At 73.2% G+C, this 24,415-nt stretch carries 20 protein-coding genes and 1 tRNA gene; 11 read left to right on the top strand and 10 right to left on the bottom strand.

Annotated features, from left to right (window positions below; translation table 11 throughout):
- Positions 1–6: 6 nt before the first annotated feature.
- Positions 7–999, bottom strand: coding sequence for a sugar ABC transporter permease (locus AB0G52_RS05915; protein WP_132890645.1), 993 nt, complete (start codon positions 997–999; stop codon positions 7–9).
- A gap of 288 nt (positions 1,000–1,287) precedes the next feature.
- Positions 1,288–2,604 carry an extracellular solute-binding protein gene (locus tag AB0G52_RS05910; RefSeq protein WP_132890644.1) on the bottom strand — a complete coding sequence of 439 codons (1,317 nt, stop codon included), beginning with the start codon at positions 2,602–2,604 and terminating at the stop codon, positions 1,288–1,290.
- 974 nt (positions 2,605–3,578) lie between these two features.
- Here AB0G52_RS05910 and AB0G52_RS05905 point away from each other — a divergent pair.
- On the top strand, positions 3,579–5,009 hold the full coding sequence (locus AB0G52_RS05905; RefSeq protein WP_132890643.1) for a GH1 family beta-glucosidase: 1,431 nt from the start codon (positions 3,579–3,581) through the stop codon (positions 5,007–5,009).
- Positions 5,010–5,094: 85 nt separating this feature from the next.
- Here AB0G52_RS05905 and AB0G52_RS05900 read toward each other — a convergent pair whose 3' ends face one another.
- From AB0G52_RS05900 to AB0G52_RS05890, 3 genes are all read right to left on the bottom strand, one after another.
- The gene (locus AB0G52_RS05900; RefSeq protein ID WP_361334098.1) at positions 5,095–6,531 is read right to left on the bottom strand and encodes a cellulose binding domain-containing protein; all 1,437 of its coding nucleotides are present in this window, start codon (positions 6,529–6,531) and stop codon (positions 5,095–5,097) included.
- A gap of 134 nt (positions 6,532–6,665) precedes the next feature.
- Positions 6,666–8,060: a HAMP domain-containing sensor histidine kinase gene (locus tag AB0G52_RS05895; protein WP_132890641.1), complete on the bottom strand. Its 1,395-nt coding sequence runs from the start codon at positions 8,058–8,060 to the stop codon at positions 6,666–6,668.
- A complete protein-coding gene (locus AB0G52_RS05890; protein WP_132890640.1) occupies positions 8,057–8,767 on the bottom strand; it encodes a response regulator transcription factor in 711 nt (236 codons plus the stop codon). The genes AB0G52_RS05895 and AB0G52_RS05890 overlap by 4 nt, the downstream gene beginning before the upstream one ends.
- 98 nt (positions 8,768–8,865) lie before the next feature.
- Between AB0G52_RS05890 and AB0G52_RS05885 the strand changes: the two genes are divergently transcribed.
- Positions 8,866–9,396, top strand: a complete 531-nt coding sequence (locus AB0G52_RS05885; protein WP_361334095.1) for a hypothetical protein — start codon at positions 8,866–8,868, stop codon at positions 9,394–9,396.
- 9 nt (positions 9,397–9,405) lie between these two features.
- Here AB0G52_RS05885 and AB0G52_RS05880 read toward each other — a convergent pair whose 3' ends face one another.
- Both AB0G52_RS05880 and AB0G52_RS05875 read right to left on the bottom strand, forming a co-directional pair.
- A complete protein-coding gene (locus AB0G52_RS05880; protein ID WP_132890638.1) occupies positions 9,406–10,275 on the bottom strand; it encodes a fused MFS/spermidine synthase in 870 nt (289 codons plus the stop codon).
- A 56-nt stretch (positions 10,276–10,331) separates the two neighbouring features.
- Positions 10,332–10,736, bottom strand: coding sequence for a hypothetical protein (locus AB0G52_RS05875; protein WP_132890637.1), 405 nt, complete (start codon positions 10,734–10,736; stop codon positions 10,332–10,334).
- A 255-nt stretch (positions 10,737–10,991) separates the two neighbouring features.
- On the opposite strand from AB0G52_RS05875, the gene AB0G52_RS05870 reads away from it, so the two are divergent.
- Positions 10,992–12,470 carry a hypothetical protein gene (locus AB0G52_RS05870; protein WP_132890636.1) on the top strand — a complete coding sequence of 493 codons (1,479 nt, stop codon included), beginning with the start codon at positions 10,992–10,994 and terminating at the stop codon, positions 12,468–12,470.
- A gap of 39 nt (positions 12,471–12,509) precedes the next feature.
- On the opposite strand, the gene AB0G52_RS05865 is transcribed toward AB0G52_RS05870, so the two are convergent.
- Positions 12,510–13,106, bottom strand: coding sequence for a histidine phosphatase family protein (locus tag AB0G52_RS05865; protein ID WP_361334090.1), 597 nt, complete (start codon positions 13,104–13,106; stop codon positions 12,510–12,512).
- 235 nt (positions 13,107–13,341) lie between these two features.
- On the opposite strand from AB0G52_RS05865, the gene AB0G52_RS05860 reads away from it, so the two are divergent.
- The 7 genes from AB0G52_RS05860 (at position 13,342) to AB0G52_RS05830 (ending at position 19,728) form a co-directional block, all read left to right on the top strand.
- Positions 13,342–14,295 (top strand): phosphatase PAP2 family protein, encoded by a 954-nt coding sequence (locus AB0G52_RS05860; RefSeq protein ID WP_132890634.1) that lies wholly within the window; start codon positions 13,342–13,344, stop codon positions 14,293–14,295.
- Positions 14,249–15,367: a hypothetical protein gene (locus tag AB0G52_RS05855; RefSeq protein ID WP_361334466.1), complete on the top strand. Its 1,119-nt coding sequence runs from the start codon at positions 14,249–14,251 to the stop codon at positions 15,365–15,367. The genes AB0G52_RS05860 and AB0G52_RS05855 overlap by 47 nt, the downstream gene beginning before the upstream one ends.
- The gene (locus AB0G52_RS05850) at positions 15,358–16,947 is read left to right on the top strand and encodes a hypothetical protein (protein WP_361334087.1); all 1,590 of its coding nucleotides are present in this window, start codon (positions 15,358–15,360) and stop codon (positions 16,945–16,947) included. The genes AB0G52_RS05855 and AB0G52_RS05850 overlap by 10 nt, the downstream gene beginning before the upstream one ends.
- Positions 16,944–18,281 carry an AAA family ATPase gene (locus AB0G52_RS05845; protein ID WP_361334084.1) on the top strand — a complete coding sequence of 446 codons (1,338 nt, stop codon included), beginning with the start codon at positions 16,944–16,946 and terminating at the stop codon, positions 18,279–18,281. The genes AB0G52_RS05850 and AB0G52_RS05845 overlap by 4 nt, the downstream gene beginning before the upstream one ends.
- A 290-nt stretch (positions 18,282–18,571) precedes the next feature.
- On the top strand, positions 18,572–18,937 hold the full coding sequence (locus AB0G52_RS05840; protein ID WP_361334081.1) for a hypothetical protein: 366 nt from the start codon (positions 18,572–18,574) through the stop codon (positions 18,935–18,937).
- Positions 18,938–19,055: 118 nt separating this feature from the next.
- Positions 19,056–19,664: a bifunctional DNA primase/polymerase gene (locus tag AB0G52_RS05835; protein WP_132890630.1), complete on the top strand. Its 609-nt coding sequence runs from the start codon at positions 19,056–19,058 to the stop codon at positions 19,662–19,664.
- Positions 19,655–19,728: transfer RNA gene (locus tag AB0G52_RS05830), tRNA-Lys, on the top strand. Before AB0G52_RS05835 ends, AB0G52_RS05830 begins: the two co-directional genes overlap by 10 nt.
- A 72-nt stretch (positions 19,729–19,800) precedes the next feature.
- Here AB0G52_RS05830 and AB0G52_RS05825 read toward each other — a convergent pair.
- Entirely contained in the window at positions 19,801–21,015 is a 1,215-nt protein-coding gene (locus AB0G52_RS05825; protein ID WP_165939440.1) for a M6 family metalloprotease domain-containing protein, read from the bottom strand.
- A gap of 372 nt (positions 21,016–21,387) precedes the next feature.
- On the opposite strand from AB0G52_RS05825, the gene AB0G52_RS05820 reads away from it, so the two are divergent.
- Positions 21,388–23,229, top strand: coding sequence for an EAL domain-containing protein (locus tag AB0G52_RS05820; protein ID WP_132890628.1), 1,842 nt, complete (start codon positions 21,388–21,390; stop codon positions 23,227–23,229).
- Here the strand turns inward: AB0G52_RS05820 and AB0G52_RS05815 are convergent.
- A complete protein-coding gene (locus AB0G52_RS05815; RefSeq protein ID WP_132890627.1) occupies positions 23,199–24,296 on the bottom strand; it encodes an LLM class flavin-dependent oxidoreductase in 1,098 nt (365 codons plus the stop codon). The genes AB0G52_RS05820 and AB0G52_RS05815 overlap by 31 nt on opposite strands.
- Positions 24,297–24,415: the final 119 nt, after the last annotated feature.

Below are 24,415 nucleotides of genomic sequence, written 5' to 3'. Positions count from 1 at the left end.
CTCCCGTCAGGCCGCGCTCTTGCGCAGGAACCGGCCGACGATCAGGTTGATCAGGGCGATGAGCAGCAGCAGGGCGAGCATCGCCCAGGCGACCGCCGCGGCCGGACCGAGATGCCCCAGCTTCCAGCCGTAGTTGTAGAGGTAGATGCTGAGGGTTTCGTACTGGTGCTCGTTGCCGCCGGTGGAGCCGAGCGTGCCGCCCTGGAGCAGCAGCGGCTCACCGAACAGCTGCATGGAGCCGATCGTCGAGATGACGATGGTGAACAGGATCGTCGGCCGCAGCGAGGGGATGGTCACCTTGCGGAACTGCTGCCAGCGGGTCGCCCCGTCGATGGACGCGGCCTCGTACAGGTCGGTGGGCACCGCCTGCATGGCGGCCAGGTAGATCAGCGCGTTGTAGCCGGTCCAGCGCCAGATCACGATGACCGAGATGGCGATCTTCGAGGTCCATTCGCCGTTGCCCCAGTCGGTGTTGCCGATGCCGACGAAGTGCAGCACCCAGTTGAGGATGCCGCCGTCGGCGCGGAACACCAGGGCGAAGACCAGGGCCGCGGTCGCCACCGAGGTGGCGTACGGGGTGAGGACGACCGTCCGCCAGAACGTGCTGGCGCGCAGCTTGTAGTTGAGCAGGTGGGCGAGGCCGAGGGCCACGAGCAGCTGCGGGACGGTCGAGATGACGCCGATCAGGAAGGTGTTGGAGACGGCCGTCCAGAACTCCGAGTCCTGGAGGATCTTGGTGAAGTTGTCGAAGCCGACCCACTCCGACGTGCTCAGGCTCGTCATCTCCACCCGGTGCAGGGCGATCCACCCGGTGTAGAGGAGCGGGTAGAGCCCGAAGGCACCGAAGATGAGGAAGAACGGGGCGATGTACGCGTACGGGGACGCGAGGTCGTCGAAGCGCCACAGCCGGCTGCGCCAGGCGCCGCGTCCGTTCGGCGCGGTACCGGAGCCGCCGGCGGGCGGGGTGGGGGCACCCCGTGTGGGTGTTGTCGTTGCCACGGGGGATTTCCTTCCTGGGGGTTCGGCCTGGTGTCGGGGGGCGGTGTCGGGGGGGCGCCGTCGGTCGCGGGAGTACCGCGCGTCGGTGTCCGGCACGTCCTACCCACGTGCCGGACACCGCGGTGCGGACCGTCGCCCGTACCGACGGGTCCTGGTACGGAAATCCCGTCCGCCGGTCCGGGTGACGGCGTTCGGGGCGGCGGCCGCCCCGGTGGTGGCAGCGGCCGCACGGCCCCGGACGCCACAGCGCGGTGCGGGCGGCCGGTGGGCCGCCCGCACCGCGGGTCGTCAGCCGATCACCTTGTCGATCGCGTCGGTCGCGGCCTTCCACGCGTCGGCGGGCTTGGTGCCCCGCTGCTCCATGTTGTTGATCTGCGTGGAGATCGTGTCCTTGATCGTCGCGTCCTTCGGGCCGAGCACCGCCTCGGGGATGGACTTGGCCTCGTCGGCGTAGATCTGGCCGATCGGGGCGTTGTTGAAGTACGGCAGCGTCGCGTTCTTCACGCTGGCGAGTTCATAGGCGCCCTTGTTCGACGGGAAGACGCCGATCGCCTTGAACACCTCGGCCTGCTGCTCCGGAGCGGTCAGCCACTTGACGAGCTCGGCGGCCTCCTTGGTGTGCTTGCCGCTCTTGGGCACGGCCAGGAAGGAGCCGCCCCAGTTGGCGGCGGTCGTACCGGGTGCCTTGGCGATGTCCCACTTGCCCTTGAAGGCGTCACCGGAGTTGGTGGAGATCTGGCCGGCCATCCAGGCGGGGCAGGCCACGGTGGCCACGCTGCCCTTGCGCAGCGCCGCCGTCCAGGCGTCGGTGAACTGCGCGAGGCCCTGGGTCAGCTTCTTCGACGCGGCCTCGGCGGCCAGGTTCCAGCCCTGCTGCACGGAGGGGCTGTCCTTGTAGATCGCCTTGCCGTCGGCGTCGTAGTACTGCTGCGCGGAGGAGCTGACCACCGCGTTGTACATGGCGCTCGCGGAGTCCATGAAGTAGGTCCCGGACGGGGCCTTCTTCTTGTACTGCTCGCCGAGCTTGAGGTAGTCCTCCCAGCCGCCCGCGACGGCCTTGGCGACGGCGTCGCGGTCGGTGGGCAGACCCGCCTGCTGGAAGAGGTCCCGGCGGTAGCACAGGGACATCGGGCCGATGTCGGTGCCGGCGCCTATGACCGTGCCGTCCTTGGCGGTGGCCTGCTTCTCCTTCCAGGAGACCCAGTCGTTCACGTCGATCGTCTTGCTCAGGTCGGTGAACTTGCCCGCCTGGGTGTCGACGACCTCCTTGATGCGCCCCACCTCGATGCCCGTGACATCCGCCAGGCCACTGCCCGTGTTCAGCTGCTGAAGGAGCTTCGGGTAGTAGTCCTGCTCGTTCGCGGTGGTCTCTTCCTTCACCGTGATGTTCGGGTGCAGCTTGTGGTACTTCGCGAACAGGTCGGCTTCCTTGTAGCCGAACTGGCCGAAGTCGGCCACCTTGAGAGTGATGTTCCCGTTGGAGTCCGAGCTGTCCGAGTTGCTGTCGCTGCTGCAACCGGTCAGCAGCAGGGCCGAGGCGGTCAGAACCGTGGTGGTCAGGGCCGCAGCTCTGCGGCCGCGACCGCCGGGACGGGTGATGCGCATTCCACTACTCCTTGTTCCAGTGGGGAACGGGATCTCAGGAAGCAGACCGCCGGGGTCCGACGGTCCGGACCTGCCCTCTCGGTGCGAGCAGCGGCCGGCCCACAGCACTCGGGTGTGCGGTGAAAAGGTGCTGGTCAACGGGGTGCGGTGACAACAGAGGGAAGGACCATGGGGTGGTTCGGTGCACACGGGAGGCGTTCCCCCGACTACCCGTGGGACCGCTCCCACGCGGCATGCCGGAAGACTGGTTCCTGCCGGGCCAGCTGTCAAGACTTGAAAACGGCGTTGTTGCCCAAGCGTGTTCCGTACGTCACGGGAATGTGTCGCCCCGCCGGGTTTCAGCGGCCGGACACCGGCTCGTCTCGTCCTGGAATCACGCAGGTCACGGACGCGCCGATCCCAGGGGTCACAGGGGTCGCAGGTCGGGAGGGGGTGGCGGCGGGGATTTCCGCGACGGAACGCGGGGCGCCGGGGAGGGCCGCCGGAAGGTGAACGAAGAGGGTGGCTGCCGCCGGGCGCCTGGGAGGAGCCGCCCTTGGCTGCCGCCGGCGAACCTGCCCGCAAGGGCCCCGCCGGGGGGCGGCGAGGCGAGTGGTGCCGGGTGCGGGAGTGTCGTGGTTGAGCGCGCAGTTCCCCGCGCCCCCCTTCGGCCGCCCGGAGCCAACCCCGTACCCCGGGCAGCGCCCGCCCCGGCGACCCGTCTGCCGCGGCGCGAGTGGGCCCGGGTGCGGGAGCGTCGTGGTTGAGCGCGCAGTTCCCCGCGCCCCCTGCGGTTGCCCGGAGCCGGCCTCGCACCTCGGGCAGCGCCCGCCCCGGCGACCCGTCTGCCGCGGCGCGAGTGGGCCCGGGTGCGGGAGTGTCGTGGTTGAGCGCGCGGTTCCCCGCGCCTCCCTGTGGTTGTTCTGCGGGTGGGGTTTGTCGTGGGAGCGCTCCCATGCATAATGGGAGCCACATCGACCCATGGGAGCGCTTCCATGCCCGAACCGCTGACCGTGACCTTTCCGCCGGCCTTCCTCTGGGGCGCCGCGACCTCCGCCTACCAGATCGAGGGGGCGGTGCGGGAGGACGGCCGCACCCCCTCGATCTGGGACACCTTCAGCCATACGCCGGGCAAGACGGCCGGTGGCGACACCGGAGACATCGCTGTCGACCACTACCACCGCTACCGCGACGACGTGGCGCTGATGGCGGACCTCGGCCTGACCGCGTACCGGTTCTCGGTCTCCTGGTCGCGGGTCCAGCCGACCGGGCGGGGCCCGGCGGTCCAGGTGGGCCTGGACTTCTACCGCAGGCTGGTGGACGAGCTGCTGGCGAAGGGCATCAAGCCCGCCGTCACCCTCTACCACTGGGACCTGCCGCAGGAGCTGGAGGACGCGGGCGGCTGGCCGGAGCGGGACACGGCCCACCGGCTCGCCGAGTACGCGGCGATCGTCGGGGAGGCGCTCGGCGACCGCGTCGAGCAGTGGATCACCCTCAACGAGCCCTGGTGCAGCGCCTTCCTGGGCTACGGCTCCGGCGTGCACGCCCCCGGCCGTACCGACCCGGCGGCCACCCTGCGCGCCGCCCACCACCTCAACCTGGCGCACGGCCTGGCCACTTCGGCACTGCGCTCGGTGCTGCCGGCCCGCCACCAAGTGGCGATCAGCCTCAACTCCTCGGTGGTACGGCCGCTGTCGCAGGACCCGGCCGACCTGGCGGCCGTCCGGAAGATCGACGACCTGGCCAACGGGGTGTTCCACGGCCCGATCCTGCACGGCGCCTACCCGGAGTCCCTGTTCGAGGCCACGGCGTCCGTGACGGACTGGTCGTACGTCCTGGACGGTGACCTGGCCACCGTCCACCAGCCGCTGGACGCCCTCGGGCTGAACTACTACACGCCCGCCCTGGTGTCCGCGAGCACCGGCGAGGCGGGCGGCCCGCGCGCGGACGGCCACGGCGGCGGCGACCACTCGCCCTGGCCGGGCGCCGACGACGTGACGTTCCACCAGACGCCGGGCGAGCGCACCGAGATGGGCTGGACGATCGACCCGACGGGCCTGCACGAGCTGATCATGCGCTACTCCCGGGAGGCCCCGGGGCTGCCCCTGTACGTCACCGAGAACGGCGCGGCCTACGACGACAAGCCCGACCCGGACGGCACCGTCCACGACCCCGAGCGCATCGCCTACCTGCACGGCCACCTCTCGGCGGTGCGCCGCGCCATCAGCGACGGCGCGGACGTGCGCGGCTACTACCTGTGGTCCCTGATGGACAACTTCGAGTGGTCCTACGGCTACGGCAAGCGGTTCGGCGCGGTGTACGTCGACTACGCCACCCTCGCCCGCACCCCGAAGGCCAGCGCGCACTGGTACGCGCAGGCGGCCCGCACGGGCACCCTGCCGCCGGCCCGGGCGGCGGCGGTCTGAGCCGAGGGGGCGCGGCCCTTGGGGGGTGCCGCGCCCCCTCCTCCCTGCCCTCAGGTGCCGGCCCCACCGACGCCGGCGGGGCGCGTCAGCCGAACGTCTTGAAGGCGTTCGAGAAGGCGAACGGGTTCTGGACGACCGAGCTGCAGGTGGCGTCCGCGGTGGGCTTGGCACCGCCCGCGCACTGCTTGTCGCGGGTCGCCGACCACATCGACAGGCCGCCGAGCCCCTTGGACCTGGCGAAGTCCGCGAGCTGGGTGGCGTCGTCGACCTTGAACACCTCGGAGGAGACGTCGTTGACGCCGATCATCGGGGTGACCGCGACGGACTTCCAGGCGGCGGCGTCGGAGAGGCCGAGGACGCTCTTGATCTGGGCCTGGGTGGCGGTGGCGGCCTGGGTGGCGTAGGTGCCCATGTCGCCGTTGTAGGAGGCGCCGTAGTCCATCGCCATGATGTTGACGGTGCCGATCTTCACGCCGTTGGCCTTGGCGTCGGCCAGCAGGTTCACGCCGTCCTGGGTGAGGCCCTCGGGCATCACCGGGAGGGTGAAGGAGACGTTCAGGTCCGGGTGGCTCGCCTGGAGCCTGGCTATCGCCCTGGCCCGGTTGGTGTTCGCCGTGGCGTTGGGGAGCGCGCCGCCCTCCACGTCGAAGTCGACCTTGGTCAGCTTGTAGGCGTCCACGACCTTGCCGTACGCCGTCGCCAGCGCGTCCGCCGAGGAGCAGGTGGTGGCGAGTTCGGAGCCGGACGCGCCGCCGAAGGAGACCCGGACGTCTCCGCCCTTCGCGCGCAGCGCGCCGATCTGGGCGGCGACCCCGTCGCTGGACAGGTCCGACACCCCGCCCCACTTGGGGGTGCAGCCGCCGCCGTCGGTGATGAAGGCGAGGTTGTAGTTCTTCACGCCGGTCGCGTTCACCGCCGCGAGCAGGTCGAACGCCGGGTAGAGGGAGGTGTCCACGTAGGGCGCGAAACCGGCGGAGGCGGTGGTGCCGGTTCCGGTGCTCTGGGTGGGCGTGGGGGTGGACGTGGCCGTGGGGGTCGGTGTGGGTGTGGGCGTGGGGGACTGGGTCGGGCGGCCGCTGGGCTCCGGGGTCGTCGTACCGCCCGCCGAACAGCTCGCGTCGTCGATACGGCAGCCGGTCGGGTCCCCGCTGCCGTTGACGACGAATCCGACGGTGACCGACTTGCCGACCGCGAGGCCGTCCGTGTCCCACTTCGCCGGCCGCACGGTGACGTGCTGACCGCTCACCGTGGACTCGGCGTTCCACAGGGAGCTGAGCTTCGCGCCGGCCGGCAGGTCGAACTCCAGGGTCCAGTCCTTCTCCGTCGCACCGCTGTTGTTGGTGACGACGTACTGCGCGGTGTACCCCGTGGACCAGTCGCTGGTCCTCGTGTACGCGGCCCCGACCCCGGCGGCCTGCGCGATGCCGCTGAACACGATCGCGCCGCCACCGACGGCGGCCGCCGCGACCAGACCGCCGATCGCCTTGCTCCTGTTGCTGATCCTGCGCCGGTGCGTGCTCATGCGCGTGCCTGCCTTCGCCTGCCGAGAGGGGGTGTGATGCGGCAGCACGCTAGCGACCGGGAATCGGACAAACGGCTTGATAGGGACGGTCGTTCGGGATCTTAGGGTGCGCTTAAGGAAGGGATCGGGACCGATTAAAGGTCGAGACCAATGGTGCGCGTCCGGTGCCCGGCCCGGCGTCGGCGCACGCTCCCCCGATGCCCCGTGCGCTCCGGTTTCCGGCCGCCCAGCTGGATCCAGATCCGCACCTCGGTCCCGCCGAGCACCGACGAGCCGATCCGCACGTCCCCGCCCGTCGACTCGGCGAGCCGGCGCACGATGTCCAGCCCGAGCCCGGTCGACCCGGCCGCTCCGGAGCCCCGGCCACGGGCCATCGCCGCCTCCGGGTCCCGGATGCCCTGGCCGGCGTCGGAGACCAGCACGATGACCGCGTCGTCCGCGTTGTGCACGTCGACCGCGAAGGCGGTGCCCTCGGCGGTGTGCCGGAAGACGTTGCCGAGCAGCGCGTCCAGGGCGGCGGCCAGGTCCGCGCGGGCGACGGGTATGCGGACCGGCCGGTCCACGCCGGCCACCCGCCACTTGCGGCCCTCGTCCTCCGCGAGGGCCGACCAGAACCCCATCCGCTCCCGCACCACCTCGGCCGCGTCGCAGCCGGCGCCCGGCCCGACGGCCGCCGTCTGCGGTTTGGCCTCCCGGGCGGTACGGATGATGGTGTCGACCTCGCGCTCCAGCTGTGCGACGGCGGCCCGGGTCTGCTCGGCGGCGGTCCCGTCCCCGAGCGAGGCCGCGTTCAGCCGCAGCACGGTGAGCGGGGTGCGCAGCCGGTGCGACAGGTCGGCCGCCAGCTCCCGCTCGTTGGCCAGCAGTTGTACGACCTGGTCGGCCATGGAGTTGAAGGCGACCGCCGCCAGCCGCAGTTCGGTCGGCCCCTCCTCGGGCACCCGCGCCCCCAGCTTGCCCTCCCCCAGTTCGTGCGCGCCCTCGACCAGCCGCTGGGCGGGCTGCACCATCCGCACGCCCAGCCGGTCGGCGACGGCGACGGAGCCGACGATCAGCGCCAGGCCGACGGCGCCGAGCACCGCCCAGGCCGCGAGGACCCCGTGGCTCACCTCGGACTCGGGGACGTACACCTCGACGACCGCGATGGCACCGGAGCCGAGCGCGACGGGCTGCAGCAGGGTCGACCCGCCGGCCACCCCCGTGGTGGAGGCCCGCCCCAGCTTCCGGACGGTGGCGATGTCCCCGTCGGCGGCGCGCTGCCGCCCGATGTCGACGGCCGCCTTGCCCCCGGCGGCGGGTATGTGCACGGCCATGCCCCGGTCGGCGCCCGCCGACGCCACGACCCGCTCCAGCTTGTCCCGGTCGGTGGTGATGGACAGGGCGGGGGCGACGGCGGCGGCCTGCCGCTCGGCGTTGGAGAAGGCGCGGTCACGGGCCATCTCCTTGATGACCAGGCCGAGCGGGACCGCGAAGGCGACCACGACCATCGCGGTGACCGCCAGACAGACCTTGACCAGTGCCCATCTCATCCGACCGGCCTCCCTTCCCCGTCCGGTGGCTCCAGCTTCACGCCGACCCCCCGAAGCGTGTGCAGATAGCGCGGCCGGGCCGCCGTCTCCCCCAGCTTCCGGCGCAGCCACGACAGGTGGACGTCGATCGTCTGGTCGTCCCCGTAGGACTGCTGCCACACCTCCGCGAGCAGTTCCCGGCGGGGCACGACGACCCCCGGCCGTCCCGCGAGGAACGCCAGCAGATCGAACTCCCGCCGGGTCAGGTCGAGCCGTACGCCGTCCAACTCGGCCTGCCGGCGCAGCGGATCGACGGCCAGGCCGCCCACCCGCAGCACACTCGACGGCGGCGGCTCGCCCCCGCCGGACCGGGCCCGGCGCAGTACCGCCGCCATCCGCGCCGACAGGTGCTCGACGGAGAACGGCTTCGTCAGATAGTCGTCCGCGCCGGCGTTCAACAGCCGCACGATCTCCGCCTCGTCGTCCCGCGCGGTGGCGATGATCACCGGCACGTCCGTGATCCCGCGCAGCATCTTCAGGGCCTCGGAGCCGTCCAGGTCCGGCAGTCCGAGGTCCAGCACGACCACGTCGAAACGGAAGTGGGCGACCTCGCGCAGCGCCTCCAGTGCCGTGCCGACGCTGCGCACGGTGTGCGAGGCGTCGGTCAGCTGCCGGATGAGCGCCGAGCGTACGAACTGGTCGTCCTCGACCACGAGCACACTTGCCATGCGCCGCACCGTACGCCATGCGGCGGGACCCGGTCGGGGCCTGTGGACAACTCGGTGCGCGTGCGCACGGCGCTGCCGCTGGGGCAGTATGGCCCGCGATGCGCAGAGGACTCGTACACGTACTGGCCTGGCTGCTCGCCACGGGCGCGGCGGCCACGCTGTCGTGGTGGGGCGTGCACACGGTGCTGGCGGGCACGGCCTACGACCCGCCCCGCGCCCTGCCCGTCACGGCGACGGACGACGTCCCGACGACCCAGGGCGCCCGGCCGCCGACGGCACCGGCATCCGGCCCGCCGTCGCGGACCGCGGCCCCGCGCCCGTCGGCGACACCCGCCCCGACCCCCTCCCGCACCCCGGCGGCGGCCCCGGGGCCGCCGGCCGGCGCCACCGCGTCCGCCACCGCCTCCGGGCAGGTGAAGGCCTACGACACCGACGGCGGCCGGGCGGTCTTCGACCTGGGCGACGCCGACGCGACCCTGGTCTCGGCGACGCCGGGCACGGGCTGGTCGATGCAGGTGTGGAAGACGGAGACCTGGATCCGCGTCGAGTTCAGCAGGAGCACGGACCGGGTGACGGTCTTCTGCACCTGGCACGACGGCCCGCCGCAGGTGCAGGTGGAGACGTACTGACCCGCGCACTCACCGGAAGACCGAGGGCGGCGGAGCGGGCGACGCCACAGCCGCCGCGTCGGTCACGGCCACCGCGCCGCCGGTGAAGTCCCGCAGGGTCCGGCCGTGTTCGAGCCGCCCCGGGTGCGGATCGGACGCACAGCGCCGGGTCAGCTCGGCGACGGGCAGCGGCGCGTCAGCCGCCACCAGCACCGCGTTGCCGAACCGTTTCCCCCGCCAGACAGCCGCATCCGCGACCACGGCGACCTCCGTGAACCGCGCCGCCGCGGTGGCGATCTGCCCCCTCAGGTGGGCGAGCGGCGGCCCGTCCGCGAGGTTGGCCGCGTAGGCACCCCCCGGCCTCAGCACCCTGCGCACCTCGTCCAGGAACTCGGTGGACGTCAGATGCGCCGGGGTGCGCGCCCCGCTGAACACATCCGCGAGGACCAGGTCCGCCCACGCCTGCGGGATCTTCCCGAGTCCCTCCCTGGCGTCCAGGGACCGCACCCGGATCCGGGCGGCCGGATCCGGCGGCAGCTCGCGGCGCACCAGCCGGACCAGGGCCGCGTCCCGCTCCACCACCTGCTGCGTGGAGCGGGGCCGGGTCGCCGCGACGTACCGCGCCAGCGTGAACGCCCCGCCGCCGAGGTGCACCACCTGCACCGGCCTGCCCGGCGGTGCGACGAGGTCGATCACGTGGCCGAGGCGGCGCTGGTACTCGAAGGAGAGGTACGCCGGGTCGTCGAGGTCGACGTGGGACTGCGGGGCGCCGTCGATGAGCAGGGTCCAGGCACGGCCGCGGTCGGGGTCGGGTATGAGCTGCGCGAGGCCGCCGTCGACGGCCTCGACCACGGCTTCGGCGGCGGCCGGCCGACGCCGGGTGTTCCTGGACCTGCCCATCGGGCCATTGTCCCAGGCGGCGACCGCCGGGGAAATCCAGGCGCCGCGGGCGGCGGTCAGCGGCAGCTGTCCGCGGCCCTGATCAGTCGCGCCGCTTCCCCGAGCGCCCGGCGCAGCACCGCCGGGTCGGTCGCCGGGTCGGCCTCGCCGGGCGGCAGCAGCCAGTCGGAACCCTCGGCCGGCGGCAGCGGGTTGAGCCGCAGCCCGCGCCCGTCGGTGCCGGTGCAGGTGCTGCCGGGGACGTCCCAGCCCGCCGCCGTGCCGGCCGGCACCACGAAGCCGAGCGTGCCGCCCCCGTCGTCGTGGAGTACCGGCCCCACCGCCTCTCCGGCTCCCCGGCGCAGGATGTCGACGGCCTCCAGGCCCTGCCGGGCCGGCACCGTCACGAGGTCGCATCCCGCATCGTCTGCCGCCGAAGCCTCCGGCGGCGTACAAGGATCGTTGCTCTGGCTGGTCTCCATCCCGGCCTCCACCGCGCAGCCCTCTTGCAGTCCATGAGGTCCAACGCGCCACCGCGTCAACGGCTACGGCGGAAGTCAGCCGCAAAGGATGGCAGTTCATGGCAGATCGTGGATGAGATATCCGGTTTGTAGCTAAACACTGCGTCACGGGTCCGACACAGCAGGTACGTTCTTGCCCGCCGGAACCAAGGGTCCACTCGGACAACTCACCACGAGTCCGGCATGGTTCGACGGTTCGCACGAGAGGACCCGGCCATGACGTCGTCCACCACGACCTCGTCGCAGCCCGATCGGCCGGCACGGCCGAACCTCGCCTTCCGGCAGCTGCGCGGCCGGCACTCGCCGGCCGAGTTCGCCGCGCTGGTACGGCGTGCCGCCCGCGAGATCGGCGAGCGGGTGAGCTGTGACGCGCGCTACATCGGCCGGGTCGAGGCGGGTGAGATCCGCTGCCCGAACTACGCGTACGAACGGGTGTTCCTCCATATGTTCCCCGGCCGCACGCTCGCCGACCTCGGTTTCGCGGCCCGCTCGTCCGTTCGCGGACGCGCGGCACGGACCCCGGAGGACGTGCCCCACCCGTCTCTTCCCCGCACCGGGACTGAGACGCCGGGGGGCGCCGAGCCGTATGACCCGCAAAACCCGCACCACCCGCATGAACCGCCTGAGACGCGGAACCCGCAGGACCCGTTCGAGACGCACGACAACTACGAGGAGAGCGACGTGCTGCGTCGCCTATTCATGACCGGCGGGGGCGCCACGGTGGCCGCCGCCGCGCTGGGCCCCCTGGGCTTCACCATCGACGCGGTGGCGGCGGACCGGCCGGTGCGCCGTCCCGGGACCGCGCACGCGACCGCCCTGGAGGAGGCCGTACGCCGGATCCGGCTGCTGGACGACCGGCACGGCGCTGACGGGTTGTACCGGCGCGCGGCTGCTCCGCTGCGCGCGGCCTACGCGCTCCTTGATGCCGGCGCGACCCGGCAGACGACCGCCGAGCGGCTGCACTCGGGCGCCGGTGAACTGGCCATCTCCGTGGGCTGGCTGGCCCACGACTCCGGCCGCTTCGACGACGCCCGCTCGCACTACGCCGAGGCGCTGGCGACCGCGCGGATGACCGGGGACCCCGGCCTGGAGGCGCACGCCTTCTGCAACACGGCGTTCCTGGCGCGGGACGCAGGCCGGCCCAGGGAGGCGGTGCGGGCGGCCCAGGCCGCGCAGCGCGTCGCGCGCCCGCTGGGCTCGGCCCGCCTGATGTCCCTGCTCGCGCTGCGCGAGGCGGGCGGCTGGGCGGGGCTCGCCGACCGCACCGGCTGCGAGCAGGCGCTGGCCCGTGCGCAGGCCCTCTTCGAGCGGGGCCACTCGGACGCCGATCCCGAGTGGATGAGCTTCTACGGAGAGGCCGAACTGGAGGGGCTGGAGGCGCAGTGCTGGTCGACGCTGGGCGACTGGCGCAGGGCCGCGCGGCACGCGCGCCGGGCGGCCGAGCTGCAGGACCCGCACTTCACCAGGAACATCGCCCTGTACACGGCGGAACTGGCCGACGACCTCGCGCGCGGCGGGCGTCCCGACGAGGCGGCGACGGCGGGGATGCGGGTCCTGGAGCTGCTGGACCAGGTCCAGTCGTCGCGGATCCAGGGGATGCTGGCGGGGACGGCGCGGGTGCTGCTGCCGCACCGGCGGGCGAGCGGCGTCCAGGAGTTCCTGGACCGGCACGCTTCGACACCCAGGGTGGTGTAGGGCGGCCCTGCGCCCCTGTCCGGGGCGCGCCGGCCGGCGTCAGCCCGCCAGGTGCCCCAGATCGTTCCAGCTCTCGATGGCCGGCTCCCCGTAGGCCCAGCCCAGCACCGACAGCGACGTCGGGTTGAGCCGGATCCGGGCCGCGAAGTCCAGCGGCAGGCCCAGCCACCGCGCGCCGATCGACCGCAGGACGTGCCCGTGGGCGAAGACCAGCACGTCCCGGTCGGCGGAGCGGGCCCAGGACACCACCTCGTCCGCCCGCGCGGTCACCTCGGCGAGCGTCTCGCCGCCGGGCACGCCGTCCCGCCAGATCAGCCAGCCCGGGCGGGAGGCCTGGATCTCCGCCGGGGTCAGCCCCTCGTACGCCCCGTAGTCCCACTCCATCAGCGTGTCCCACACGCCGGCCCGGTCGCCGAAGCCCGCCAGTTCGCACGTCTCGCGCGCGCGTGCCAGCGGGCTGGTGCGCACCTCGGCGTCGGCGAGCCCGTCGTACGGCGGCCGGTGCAGCCGTTCGCCGAGCAGCTTGGCCCCCCGGCGGCCCTCCTCCAGGAGCGGTACGTCGGTCCTGCCGGTGTGCTTGCCGGACAGCGACCACTCCGTCTGTCCGTGCCGGGCCAGCAGGATGCGCGGTGCCATGGAGGGTGAACCTTTCGGGAGATGTTCGGAAAGCGGGACACCTCCATCATCACCCACGCCGGGAACCCGCAGGGAACGCGCGGGGCGGGCAGCGGGCGCGGGCAACCCGGCGGGCGTCCACCGCGTCTTTGAGGGCTGAGCCGCCCCCGCGGGGGCGGCAGTGCGCACACCGTAAAGTGTCACGGTCGGCCCGCCGGGCGGCGCGCAGCCAGGACGAGAAGGGGGAGGCAGTCGGATGCCGCAGACCGAGAAACCGGGCACCGAGGTGGCTGTGCGAACCCGGTTGCGCTGGTGGACCGAGCTGCCGCTGATCCTGCTGGTCTACGGCTGCTACACGGCCGGCCGGCTGCTCGCGCGCGGGAACACCTCCAACGCCGTCGACCACGGCCTGGCGATCCTGCGCATCGAGAAGGACCTGCGCCTGAACGCCGAGCACCCGCTCAACCGCCTGTTCACGCGCGAGCCGTGGCTGGGCGTCCCGGCCGACTTCTGGTACGCCTCACTGCACTACCTGATCACCCCGCTGATACTGGTCTGGCTGTTCCGCAGGCGCGCCGAGATCTACCGGCGGGCCCGCACCTGGCTGATGACGTCCACGTTCATCGGCCTGATCGGCTTCACCCTGCTGCCCACCTGCCCGCCCCGGCTGCTGGCCGCGAAGTACGGGTTCGTGGACACGATGGCCCAGTACAGCTCGTACGGGTGGTGGGGCGGCCAGGCCAGCGCCCCGCGCGGGATGGGCGGCATGACCAACCAGTACGCGGCGATGCCGAGTCTGCACTGCGGCTGGGCGCTGTGGTGCGGGGTGATGCTGTGGCGGTACGGCAACAGCCGGCTGACGAAGGTGCTCGGGGTGGCCTACCCCCTGCTGACCGCGATCGTCGTGATGGGCACCGCCAACCACTACTTCCTGGACGCCGTCGCGGGCGTCGCCGTGATGGGCGTCGGCTACCTGCTCGCGCCGTCCGTGATGCGGGTCGCGGACCTGGTCCGGGCCCGGATCGTCCCGGGCGCCTCGCTCGTCGCGGCCCGCTCGGAGGGCGCGGGTTCCCCGGTTGTCAGTGGCGGATGCCAGACTTCGGCGGGTGAGCGAATTCCATCGCAGCGCGAGTCCCGGCCCCTCTCCGGAGCCGAGCCGGACCCTGCCCCCACAGACGCGGGGGACGGCGCTCCGGCACCGGCTCGCTGAGCTGCGCGGCCCCGACGTCCCCGCCAAGGCCCTCGACGCGCGTGCCCTCGCGGCGCTCGCCGCGAACCCGGGGTGCAGGCGGCGGGCGATCCTGGACGGCGCCGGGGTGGACAAGACCGCGCTGGCGAGCGCGCTGGGTTCGCCCTCGGCCTTCGGCCAGTCGCAGTTCGCGCTGACCCGGGGCAACGCGTTCGAGGCCAAGGTGAAGGCGGACGGCGGCGCGGAGTTGCTGCGGCTGGTGCGCGCCCACCTCGACCCGGGCGCCGAGCCGGCCGAGCGGGCCGCCGTGCCCGACCTGTCCGCGATCGGCCCCGAGGGGCGTACGGCCCGTACGGCGCTCGCGCTGCGCGAGGCGGCCGGGGCGGGCGGCTGGACGCTGCTCGACCATCCGATGCTGGCCCTGGAGGTGGCCGGCTCCCCCGCGTTCCTGGAGCCGGACGCGGTGGTCGTGCACCCCGACGGCGGCTGGACGGTCGTGGAGATCAAGTCCTTCCCGATGCTGGACGGTTCGGCCGACCCGGCGAAGGTGGGCGCGGCGGTCCGCCAGGCGGCGGTGTACGTGCTGGCGCTGGAGGAGGTCGCGGCCCGGCTCGACCCGGCCCCGCGGGTGCGCCACGACGTGCTGCTGGTCTGCCCCAAGGACTTCTCCAACCTGCCCACCGCCGCCGCCGTGGACGTCCGCAAGCAGCGTGCGGTCACCGCCCGCCAGCTGGACCGGCTCACCCGGATCGAGGAGATCGCCGAGGCGCTCCCGGAAGGCACCTGCTTCGCCCCCGACCTGCCGGCCGAGCAGCTCACGGCGGCCGTGGCGGCCGTCCCGGCGACCTACGCGCCGGAGTGCCTGTCCGCCTGCGAACTGGCCTTCCACTGCCGGCAGCGCTCCCGCGCGGCCGACGAGGTCACCGCGCTGGGCCGCGCGGTCCGCGCCGAACTGGGCGGGCTGACCACCGTCGAGGAGGTGCTGTCGGCGGCGCGCGGCGAGAGCGGTGACCCCGGGGACCCGGCGGTCGCGGCCCTGCGCCGCGCGGCGGCCCTGCGGGCCGAGGCCCTCCAGGGGGCCGCGTGTCCCTGATCACCACCCTCGCCCGGCTGGAAGCCGTGAGCACGGGCACCGCGCAACCCGCCGCGACCGTCCGCCACCGGCACCTCTCCGGGCAACCGCTGGTCTTCGTGCCGCTCACCACCTCCGGCGAGGCCGGTGCCCCGCTGGGCGCCCTCGTCGGCACCGACCGGGACGCCCCGCGCCTGCTGGTCGTACCGCAGCCGCGCGACCGCGACCTGCGGTTCGCGTTCCTCGCCGAACTCGCCGACGTGGTCCTGCCGTACCTGGACTCCTACGCCGGGTCCGTGGAGGCCGCCGAGCGCACCGAGACCGACCCGGAGACCGGCAAGCGGATCAAGGTGGAGGTCGAACTGTGCGCGGACGCGCCGCAGTTGATCGTCCCCGGCCGCGCGGGCATCGAGTACGTACGGCTGCTGGGCCGCTCGATGCGCTTTCGGCGCACGGCGGAGCAGGACCCCGAGGCGCCCTTCCCGGCGCCGCCCCGGGTGCCGTTGCTCGGCCGCTGGCTCACCCACTTCGGGGAGCGCGCCCGGGTCCCCGGCTCCTCCCTGCTGCTCGCCATGACGGACCTGCTGTCCCGGCACTGGGCGACCGGTCAGTCCGGCATCGAGGACCAGCACCTGGGCGCGCTGCTCGCCTGGATCGACCCTCCGCGGGGCAGCACGGGCGCGGCGGCCGCGCGCACGGCCGAGCTCGCGCGGGACGCGGACGGGCAGCTGCTGTGCCCGCCGGCCGGCCCCGCCACCGACCCGGCGTTCGACAACAGACTGCTCGCGCCCGCCTTCGAGCGCTACGACCGCGCCCGCACCGCCCTGGCCACCGCCGAGGACGGCCTGCAGGCCGACGCCCGGCTGGGCATCCTCACCGCGGCCGAGCGGGAGATCCGCGACCTGGTCGAGAGCCGTACCCGGCCCACCTGGGACGCGGTGTGGCACGGCCTGGACCTGCTGCGCCGGCTGCCGGAGGGGGCCCGGGTCGAGGAGCGCTGGACGCGCGACCGCTGGTCCTTCACCGGGCACCGGGACCGGGTGCTGGCCGGTGAGCCGCCGCAGCCGCGCCGGGACGACGCGGTCACCGCGGCCGGCAAGCTGGCCACCCGCGAGCGGGAACAGGCCCGGCTCGACGCCCAGGAGGCCCTCGACGACCCTCTGGTGATGGCCGGACGGCGGCTGGCCGGGGAGGCGTTCGCGGGCGAGGTCCTCGACGTCGTCATGGCGTACAGCGAAGGCAAGCGGCCCAGTCCGCGCCCGCTGGTGACCGTGCGCACGGAGGACCGGCCGCAGCTGGCCGAGCGCGTGCGGACGTACCGCTCACTGGGCGGCAAGCCGCAGTCGATGGAGTTCGTCGGGTACGAGGGCGAGGGGGTCGTCGTGCTGCGGGTGCTGGACAAGATGGGCCGGGGGAAGGAACCGGAGCCCGGATCGGTCCCGGAGAAGGGCGACCGGCTCACCCTCACCCTGTTCGAGCACGAGCAGCGCGGCGGGGCGAAGCTGCCCGACGCGGAGGCGACCCCGTGGACGCACGGCGGCCCGCCGGGCGAGGGCGTGCCGGAGCCGGCCGACGCGATGACCCAGGAGGACGTCCTGTGACGACCACGGCCTTCGACCCGGGCGCCGAGGCCGCCCGCGCCACCGCCGCGATCCTCCACGACACCCTGCACGGCACCGACCGGGGTGTGGTCGTGGACTCCCCGCCGGGCGCGGGGAAGTCCACGCTCGTGGTCCGCGCGGCGCTCGAACTAGCCGACGCGGGGCGCCCGCTGATGGTGGTCGCGCAGACCAACGCCCAGGTCGACGACCTGGTCCTGCGCCTCGCCGAGAAGAACCCGGAGCTGCCCGTGGGCCGGCTGCACAGCAGTGACGCCGACCCGTACGACAAGGCGCTGGACGACCTGCCCAACGTCCGCAAGTCGGCGAAGGCGGCCGATCTGCGCGAGACGCCGGTCGTGCTGTCCACGGCCGCGAAGTGGGCGCACGTCACGGTGGACGAGCCCTGGCGGCACGCGATCGTCGACGAGGCGTACCAGATGCGCTCGGACTCGCTGCTCGCGGTGGCCGGGCTGTTCGAACGGGCGCTGTTCGTGGGCGACCCCGGCCAGCTGGACCCGTTCTCGATCGTCGGGGGCGAGCAGTGGGCGGGCCTGTCGTACGACCCCTCGGGGTCCGCCGTCTCGACGCTCCTCGCGCACAACCCGAACCTTCCCCAGCACCGCCTCCCGGTGTCCTGGCGGCTGCCCGCGTCCGCGGCCCCGCTGGTCTCCGGCGCGTTCTACCCGTACACGCCGTTCCGCAGCGGCACCGGACCCGGTGACCGCCGGCTCTCCTTCGCCGTCCCCTCCGACGGCTCCGGCCCCGACCGGGTGATCGACGAGGCGGCGGAGTCCGGCTGGGGCCTGCTGGAGCTGCCCGCCCGGCACACCCCGCGCACCGACCCGGAGGCGGTGCGGGCGGTGGCGACGGTGGTGCGGCGGCTGCTCGACCGGGGTGGCGCGGCCGTCTCCGAGCGGGCACCGGAGCCGACGCCGCTCACCGCCGACCGGGTGGCGGTCGGCACGGCCCACCGCGACCAGGCGGCGGCGGTCCGGGCGGCGCTCGCCGAGCTGGGGGTGGCGGACGTCACCGTGGACACGGCGAACCGTCTCCAAGGGCGTGAGTACGACGTGACGGTGGTCCTGCACCCGCTCTCCGGCCGCCCCGACGCCACCGCCTTCCACCTGGAGACGGGCCGCCTCTGCGTCCTGGCCTCCCGGCACCGCCACGCCTGCATCATGATCTGCCGCGCGGGCGTGACCGACCTCCTGGACGACTACCCGTCGACGGAACCGGTCCAGCTGGGCACGGTGGTGAAGTTCCCGGACGGCTGGGAGGCGAACCACGCGGTCCTCGCCCACCTCACCGAACACCGGGTGGTGTGGCGGCCGTGATCGAGGCACCGGGCACCCGTCCGGCGGACACCCGGCTCAGCGCCGCCCCCTCGCCGGACGGAGTCCGGCACGCCGCCGGAGGCGGCCGATGATCACAGCCCGGACGGCTGGGAGGCGAACCACGCCGTCCTGGCCCACCTCACCGAACACCGGGTGGTGTGGCGGGCCTGACCGGCCCGGGCGGGCGTACGCAGCGTGAGTCGGCGGCCCTGGGGTGGGCTTGCGCGGGCGCGAGACAATGGACGGTGGCCATCGGAACGTGCCGTCGGACCCTACGAGGAGGACCAAACATGCCGGAGCCCACGCCGCGACCGAACGAACCGCGGCTACGCCCCGCGCCCCTGCTCTTCGAGCCCGTGGAAGCGGTCGCCGACCCGGAGCGCTTCTTCGGGCTGGAGTCGATCGACGATCCCGGGACGCTGCTGGCACGGGCGACGGAGCTGACCCTGGCGTTCCGGGTGGCCACCGACCGGGCGGTGGAGTTCCAGGCCATGGCCGCCGCCCAGCTCGCCGACCCGCGCCGCTTCGACCGTCTCACCCCGGCCGGCATCGCCGAGCGGGCCGGCTGGACCGAGGACTACGCGAAGAAGATGGTCGAGTTCGGCCGGGACCTGCTGAAGGGGACGGAAGGGACGGAGCCGGCCGGGTCGATATAGCCGGCGGTACACCTCCGGGGCATATGCCAGGCGGGCAAGATACTCCGTCGCGCCCCGGCCCGTACCGGTTTCCGGCAACTCGCGGCGAGCGGGCGCTCACGAGGCGTATCACATCCCTATGAGCAGCACACCGCACGAGACCTTTCCCGGCGGCCCGGCGACAGGCGAGGACGCGGCCGGGGTCACCTCCGAGGGAGCCGCCTGGCTCGCCTCCGCAGGAACGTATCCGCGGAGCACGCTCGCCCTGTGGGAGGAGCATCCGGACGCTCCGGTCGTCCTGCCCTGCGGTACCGCGTTCGACGTGGTGAACACCCCCGTGATCCACGGCCGCCGCATGCTCGACCGGCTCTGGGACGAGGGCCCGGGCTCCGGCCCTGTCGCGGTGTTCCGGGGCCGGATGCTCCTGTTCGCCGCCCCCGGCACCGCCGCCCGGCTGCCCGCGCTGCTGGACTGGGAGGAGTGGTGCGGCCGGGGCCGGCCCGTACCGCCGCTGCTGTGCCACGGGACCGGCGACGCGGTGACCGTCCCGGCCCTGAACGGCGACCGCTCCCCCGCTCCGGCCGGCGCCCGCTGGCTGGTCGCCCCGGACACCCGGCACCCCTGGCTCCCCGGCCCCGAGATCCTGCTCTGGGCGGCGGTGCGGGCGGCCCGCTCGACCGTACGCATATCGATTTTTCCTCCCGCCGATCAGGATGCTAAGGTCTACGACGTCAGCAGGCGCCGCTAGCTCAGTTGGTTAGAGCAGCTGACTCTTAATCAGCGGGTCCGGGGTTCGAGTCCCTGGCGGCGCACGCGAAGTAGAGGACGGATGGGCCAAGCTCCTGGAGCTTGGCCCATCCGTTCGTGTACCTCCGGTCACAGCCCTAGGCCAGCTCCCTCGGGGTGATCTTCACGTTCCAGGCGCCGGACGCCGTGCGTCCCTCCACCTCCACCTTCACCCCGTCCCCGGGCACCGTGAAGCTCTCCCCGAGCGCGACCGGGGCGTCGGCCAGCGGCGGGTAGACCGAGTTCTCCCAGCAGGCCTCGGTGCGCGGATGGGCGTCGACCACCTCGATCGGGCCGCCGCCGGAAGCCGTCTCGTCCCGGACCCGGTAGACCAGGACGCCCTGCCGGCAGGCCGTGCCGTCGTTGCCGGTCGCGCCCCGCGCCTCGAAGGCCAGCGCGCTGTCGGGACCGGTGCGCACCACCGCCAGCTTGGTGCCGCCGCCGAGCCCGAAGGCCGGAGCGCCCTCGGGCCCCTGCTGCGGCACCCCCGGCCCGGCGGACAGCGGCTCCAGGGTCAGCCGGGTCGGCCCGGCCCCCCGTACACACACCACCTGGCGCGGATCCAGCCAGCCCAGCTTCCACTTGTGCCAGGCGAAGAAGTCCGGCGAGAGGCCGAACTGGCTGCCCATCAGGTCCCAGTCGCCGACATAGGTGTCCCAGTCGCCCTTGCCGTCCTCCGGCCGGTGGTAGAGGTCGGGGAGGTCGAAGAGGTGCCCGGTCTCATGGGCGAGAACCAGCCGGTCCGGCGGATGCTTCTCGAAGACGGTGACCACCCGCCGTACGTCCGTGCCGTCGACGTGCGCGGGGGTGTCCAGATTGACCACCTTCGTGGCGTCCGAGTCGACACCGGGCGCGTCCGGGTCGGCGACGAAGTACACGATGTCGTAGCGCGAGAAGTCGACCACCGGGTCGGCCGCGGCGAACGCGTCCCGCAGGTAGGCGGCCCGTAGTGGCATGCTCCAGTCACGCTGTATGCCGTACGCGACCGACGGGCGGGGCATTTTCAGCCAGCGCCCGAGCGGGTGCGGGCGGATGGTGAACTTCCCGTAGGAAGCCTGCTCGTAGAAGCGGCTGGTGGCCGGGAAGTGGTCGGCGGTGAGCTCCGCGGGGGTGGTGCGGGGGGTGGCGTCCGGGAAGGAGAGGAACACCATCACGGCCGAGAGCGGGCGGGTCGGGCGGGTGTAGTCGGGGTTCCAGGTGTCGACACCCTCGGAGTGGTGCGCGTCCGTGCGGGGCAGTGCGCAGGGAGCCGTGGAGAACGGCTCGGCGGCCGACGGCCCGGTCAGGATCGTCGTCGCGACGAGCGCCGTCATCGTGGTGAGGACGGCGGCGCTGCTGCGCAGCAGGAGACGCGGCACGGAAGGACCTCCGGGGGCGGTTCGCGGGACACCGCACCCAGATTGCGGGCATTTGTCGCGTTATGACCTGTTTATCTGCACCAGAAGGGTGAGGAACCCCCTGCTCGCCGGGGAGCGACCCGAACGGCCGACACCCCGACATACTCACGGAACGTCACAAGTGATCGGGCGACTCAAGAACCCGTCCAGGTGCGGGCAGAAACGATCTGTCAGAACCACCGGTTCATCGGGGACACTGGACAGTGGCTGGAAGGCCCTCGGGCCAGCCTCTATGATCGGCACACTTTCCTGCACGGACAGAGATCGAGTGCACTGCGGGAGCGAGCGGTGAGCGGAACGTCCGAAGGGCCGACGCCCGCGGCAGACCTCGACCGGTCCGCCGTCACAGACAGTGACAAGACCTATCGGAAGTCGTACGAGACGACAGAACTGAAAACCTACGAGTACGCCTTCTCGGCCGCCGCGCTGCCCATGGTCGTGGTCGACGGCGAAGGCCTGGTCGGCGCCGCCAACGAGGCGTTCGCCACCCTGATCGGCGCCGACCGGGCCGGCCTCACCGGGCGGGTCGCCGCGGATCTGGTGGATCTGGCCTCCGACGCCCGTTCCTGGCACGCCTACCGGGAGGTGCTGCGCGGCCGGCAGGCCAAGCTGCGCTGCACCCGGCGGCTGAAGCACCCCGACGGCCACTCGGTCTGGGTCCAGGTGAGCATCGCCCCGCTGGCCAAGGGAGCGCCGGGGGTCCTGATGTCGGTCACCGACATCAACGACCGCCGTGAACTCCAGGCCCGGCTGCGCCACTTGCAGATGCACGACCCGGTGACCCGGCTGCCCAACCGGACGCTGTTCTTCGAACGGCTGTCGGCGGCCCTGGAGGCGGAGTCGTACGAGCAGAGCGGCACCGGCCGGATCGGCCTGTGCTACCTGGACCTGGACGGCTTCAAGGCGGTCAACGACACCCTCGGCCACCGGGTCGGCGACCGGCTGCTGGCCGCCGTCGCCGAGCGGCTGACCAGGATCGCCGACGAGGCCGGCTGCGCACGCGCCGGGGCGCCGCTGGTGGCCCGGCTCGGCGGCGACGAGTTCGCCCTGCTGGTCGAGGACTCCACGGGCACCGAACAGCTCGCGGACCTCGCCGAGTCGGCGCTGGCCGCGCTCCAGGCCCCGTTCGACCTGGCCGGGCAGCGGCTGTCGCTGTCGGCGTCGATCGGGGTGGTGGAACGCCATGCCGCCGGCACCACCGCGACGGGTCTGATGCAGGCCGCCGACACGACCCTGTACTGGGCGAAGGCCGACGGCAAGGCCCGCTGGACACTCTTCGACCCGGAGCGCAACGCCCACCTGGTGACCCGTCAGGCGCTCTCCTCCACCCTCCGGCACGCCATCGAACGCGGTGAGTTCGTGCTCGAGTACCAGCCGCTGGTGGGCATGGGCGACGGGCGGCTCAACGGCGTCGAGGCCCTGGTCCGCTGGCACCACCCGCAGTTCGGCACGCTGACGCCGAATCGGTTCATCGGACTGGCGGAGGAGGACGGCTCGATCGTGCCGCTCGGCCGCTGGGCCCTGACCACCGCCTGCCGCCAGGCCCGCCGCTGGCAGCTCGACCACCCCGGCGAACCGCCGATCTTCGTCAGCGTCAACGTCGCCGTCCGCCAGGTCTGGGACTCCGACCTGGTCGCGGACGTGGCCGAGACCCTCGCCGAGACCGGGCTGGCCCCGCACCTGCTGCAACTGGAGCTCACGGAGTCCGCGGTCATGGGCTCGGCGGGCCGGCCGCTCCAGGCCCTCCAGGCGCTCAGCGACATGGGGGTGCGCATCGCCATCGACGACTTCGGCACCGGCTACTCGAACCTCGCCTACCTCAGCCGTCTCCCGGTCTCCGTCCTCAAGCTGGACGGCTCCTTCGTCCGGGGCTTCCAGTACGACGACCCCGGCGACCGCCCGAACCCGGCCGACGAGGTCGTGGTGGAGGCGATGATCCAGCTGGCCCACCGCCTGGGCCTGACCGTCACCGCCGAATGCGTCGAGACGTCGGCGCAGGCCTCCCGGCTGCGGCACATCGGCTGCGACACCGGCCAGGGGTGGCTCTACTCCCGGCCGGTGACGGCGGATCGTATCTCCGAGCTGCTGGACAGCCGGAGCTACGCGGACACCCCGGTCGGCAACCCGTAGGCGTCGGCGACCAGTTCGTAGGAGCGCAGCCGCAGCTCGCCGCGGTGGGCGTGCGAGGTGAGCATCAGCTCGTCGGCGCCGGTGCGCTTGTGGAGGTCGTCGAGGCCCGCGCGGACCTCGTCGGGGGTGCCGTGCACGATGTTCGACGTCCAGGAGTGTACGAACTCCTCCTCCATGGGCGAGAACTCGTGCCGGTCGGCGTCGTCCGGGTCGGGGAACAGGCCGGGCCGTCCGGTGCGCAGCCGCAGCATGTTCAGCGCGCCGGCCCGCACCTGGCGGCGGGCCTCGCGCTCGTCGTCCATCGCGAGGACGGAGACGCCGATGAGGGCGTAGGGCGCGTCGAGGACGTCGGACGGGGTGAAGGACTCCCGGTACAGGTCCAGAGCCGGGATGGTGTTCTGCGCGGAGAAGTGGTGCGCGAAGGCGAACGGCAGCCCGAGCATGCCGGCCAGCCGGGCGCTGAACCCGGAGGAGCCGAGCAGCCAGACCGGCGGCCGGTGCGGGGACTGCACGCCGCCCGGAGTGGTGCTCTGGACGGGTCCTGGGATGGCGTGGATCCGCCGGTAGGGGTGGCCGTCCGGGAAGTCGTCGTCCAGGAACCGGGTGAGCTCGGCGAGCTGCTGCGGGAAGTCGTCGGCGCCCTCGTTGAGGGTCTGGGTGCGGCGCAGCGCGGCGGCGGTGGCGCCGTCGGTGCCCGGCGCCCGGCCGAGGCCCAGGTCGATCCGTCCCGGGGCCATGGCCTCCAGGGTGCCGAACTGCTCGGCGATGACGAGCGGGGCGTGGTTGGGCAGCATGACGCCGCCCGAGCCGAGCCGGATGCGCTCGGTGTGGGCGGCGAGGTGGGCGAGGATCACGGCGGGCGAGGAGGAGGCCACGCCGGGCATCGAGTGGTGCTCGGCGACCCAGTACCGGTGGAAGCCGCGGGCCTCGGCGAGCCGGGCGAGCGCGACGCTGGTGCGCAGGGCGTCGGTGGCGGTGCTGCCGGTGCCGACGGTCACCAGGTCCAGTACGGAGAGGGGCACGGGGGCGGTCCCGTGTGCCTCGCCTCGGATCTCGCCTGCCGCCACTTCGGCCTCCTGATGTGTACGTCGTACGGTCGAAGCGGCAAACACGGGAACCCCTCCGGGTATTCCCCGAGCGGGTCGCCCCGCCGTCCGGGCGGCCTTGTCCGGGCACCCGCTTCGTC

Source organism: Streptomyces sp. NPDC021562 (assembly GCF_040640875.1).
In the GTDB taxonomy this organism is placed as follows: domain Bacteria; phylum Actinomycetota; class Actinomycetes; order Streptomycetales; family Streptomycetaceae; genus Streptomyces.
Note: the sequence above shows the minus strand (reverse complement) of the source record. Positions and strands in the feature narration are given on the sequence as shown.

What these genes read in the sequence shown, in the direction of transcription:
- AB0G52_RS05910 (WP_132890644.1), bottom strand. Translation starts at nt 2,604, where the DNA reads ATGCGCATCACCCGTCCCGGCGGTCGCGGCCGCAGAGCTGCGGCCCTG.
- AB0G52_RS05905 (WP_132890643.1), top strand. Translation starts at nt 3,579, where the DNA reads ATGCCCGAACCGCTGACCGTGACCTTTCCGCCGGCCTTCCTCTGGGGC.
- AB0G52_RS05900 (WP_361334098.1), bottom strand. Translation starts at nt 6,531, where the DNA reads ATGAGCACGCACCGGCGCAGGATCAGCAACAGGAGCAAGGCGATCGGC.
- AB0G52_RS05895 (WP_132890641.1), bottom strand. Translation starts at nt 8,060, where the DNA reads ATGAGATGGGCACTGGTCAAGGTCTGTCTGGCGGTCACCGCGATGGTC.
- AB0G52_RS05890 (WP_132890640.1), bottom strand. Translation starts at nt 8,767, where the DNA reads ATGGCAAGTGTGCTCGTGGTCGAGGACGACCAGTTCGTACGCTCGGCG.
- AB0G52_RS05885 (WP_361334095.1), top strand. Translation starts at nt 8,866, where the DNA reads ATGCGCAGAGGACTCGTACACGTACTGGCCTGGCTGCTCGCCACGGGC.
- AB0G52_RS05880 (WP_132890638.1), bottom strand. Translation starts at nt 10,275, where the DNA reads ATGGGCAGGTCCAGGAACACCCGGCGTCGGCCGGCCGCCGCCGAAGCC.
- AB0G52_RS05875 (WP_132890637.1), bottom strand. Translation starts at nt 10,736, where the DNA reads ATGGAGACCAGCCAGAGCAACGATCCTTGTACGCCGCCGGAGGCTTCG.
- AB0G52_RS05870 (WP_132890636.1), top strand. Translation starts at nt 10,992, where the DNA reads ATGACGTCGTCCACCACGACCTCGTCGCAGCCCGATCGGCCGGCACGG.
- AB0G52_RS05865 (WP_361334090.1), bottom strand. Translation starts at nt 13,106, where the DNA reads ATGGCACCGCGCATCCTGCTGGCCCGGCACGGACAGACGGAGTGGTCG.
- AB0G52_RS05860 (WP_132890634.1), top strand. Translation starts at nt 13,342, where the DNA reads ATGCCGCAGACCGAGAAACCGGGCACCGAGGTGGCTGTGCGAACCCGG.
- AB0G52_RS05840 (WP_361334081.1), top strand. Translation starts at nt 18,572, where the DNA reads ATGCCGGAGCCCACGCCGCGACCGAACGAACCGCGGCTACGCCCCGCG.
- AB0G52_RS05835 (WP_132890630.1), top strand. Translation starts at nt 19,056, where the DNA reads ATGAGCAGCACACCGCACGAGACCTTTCCCGGCGGCCCGGCGACAGGC.
- AB0G52_RS05825 (WP_165939440.1), bottom strand. Translation starts at nt 21,015, where the DNA reads ATGACGGCGCTCGTCGCGACGACGATCCTGACCGGGCCGTCGGCCGCC.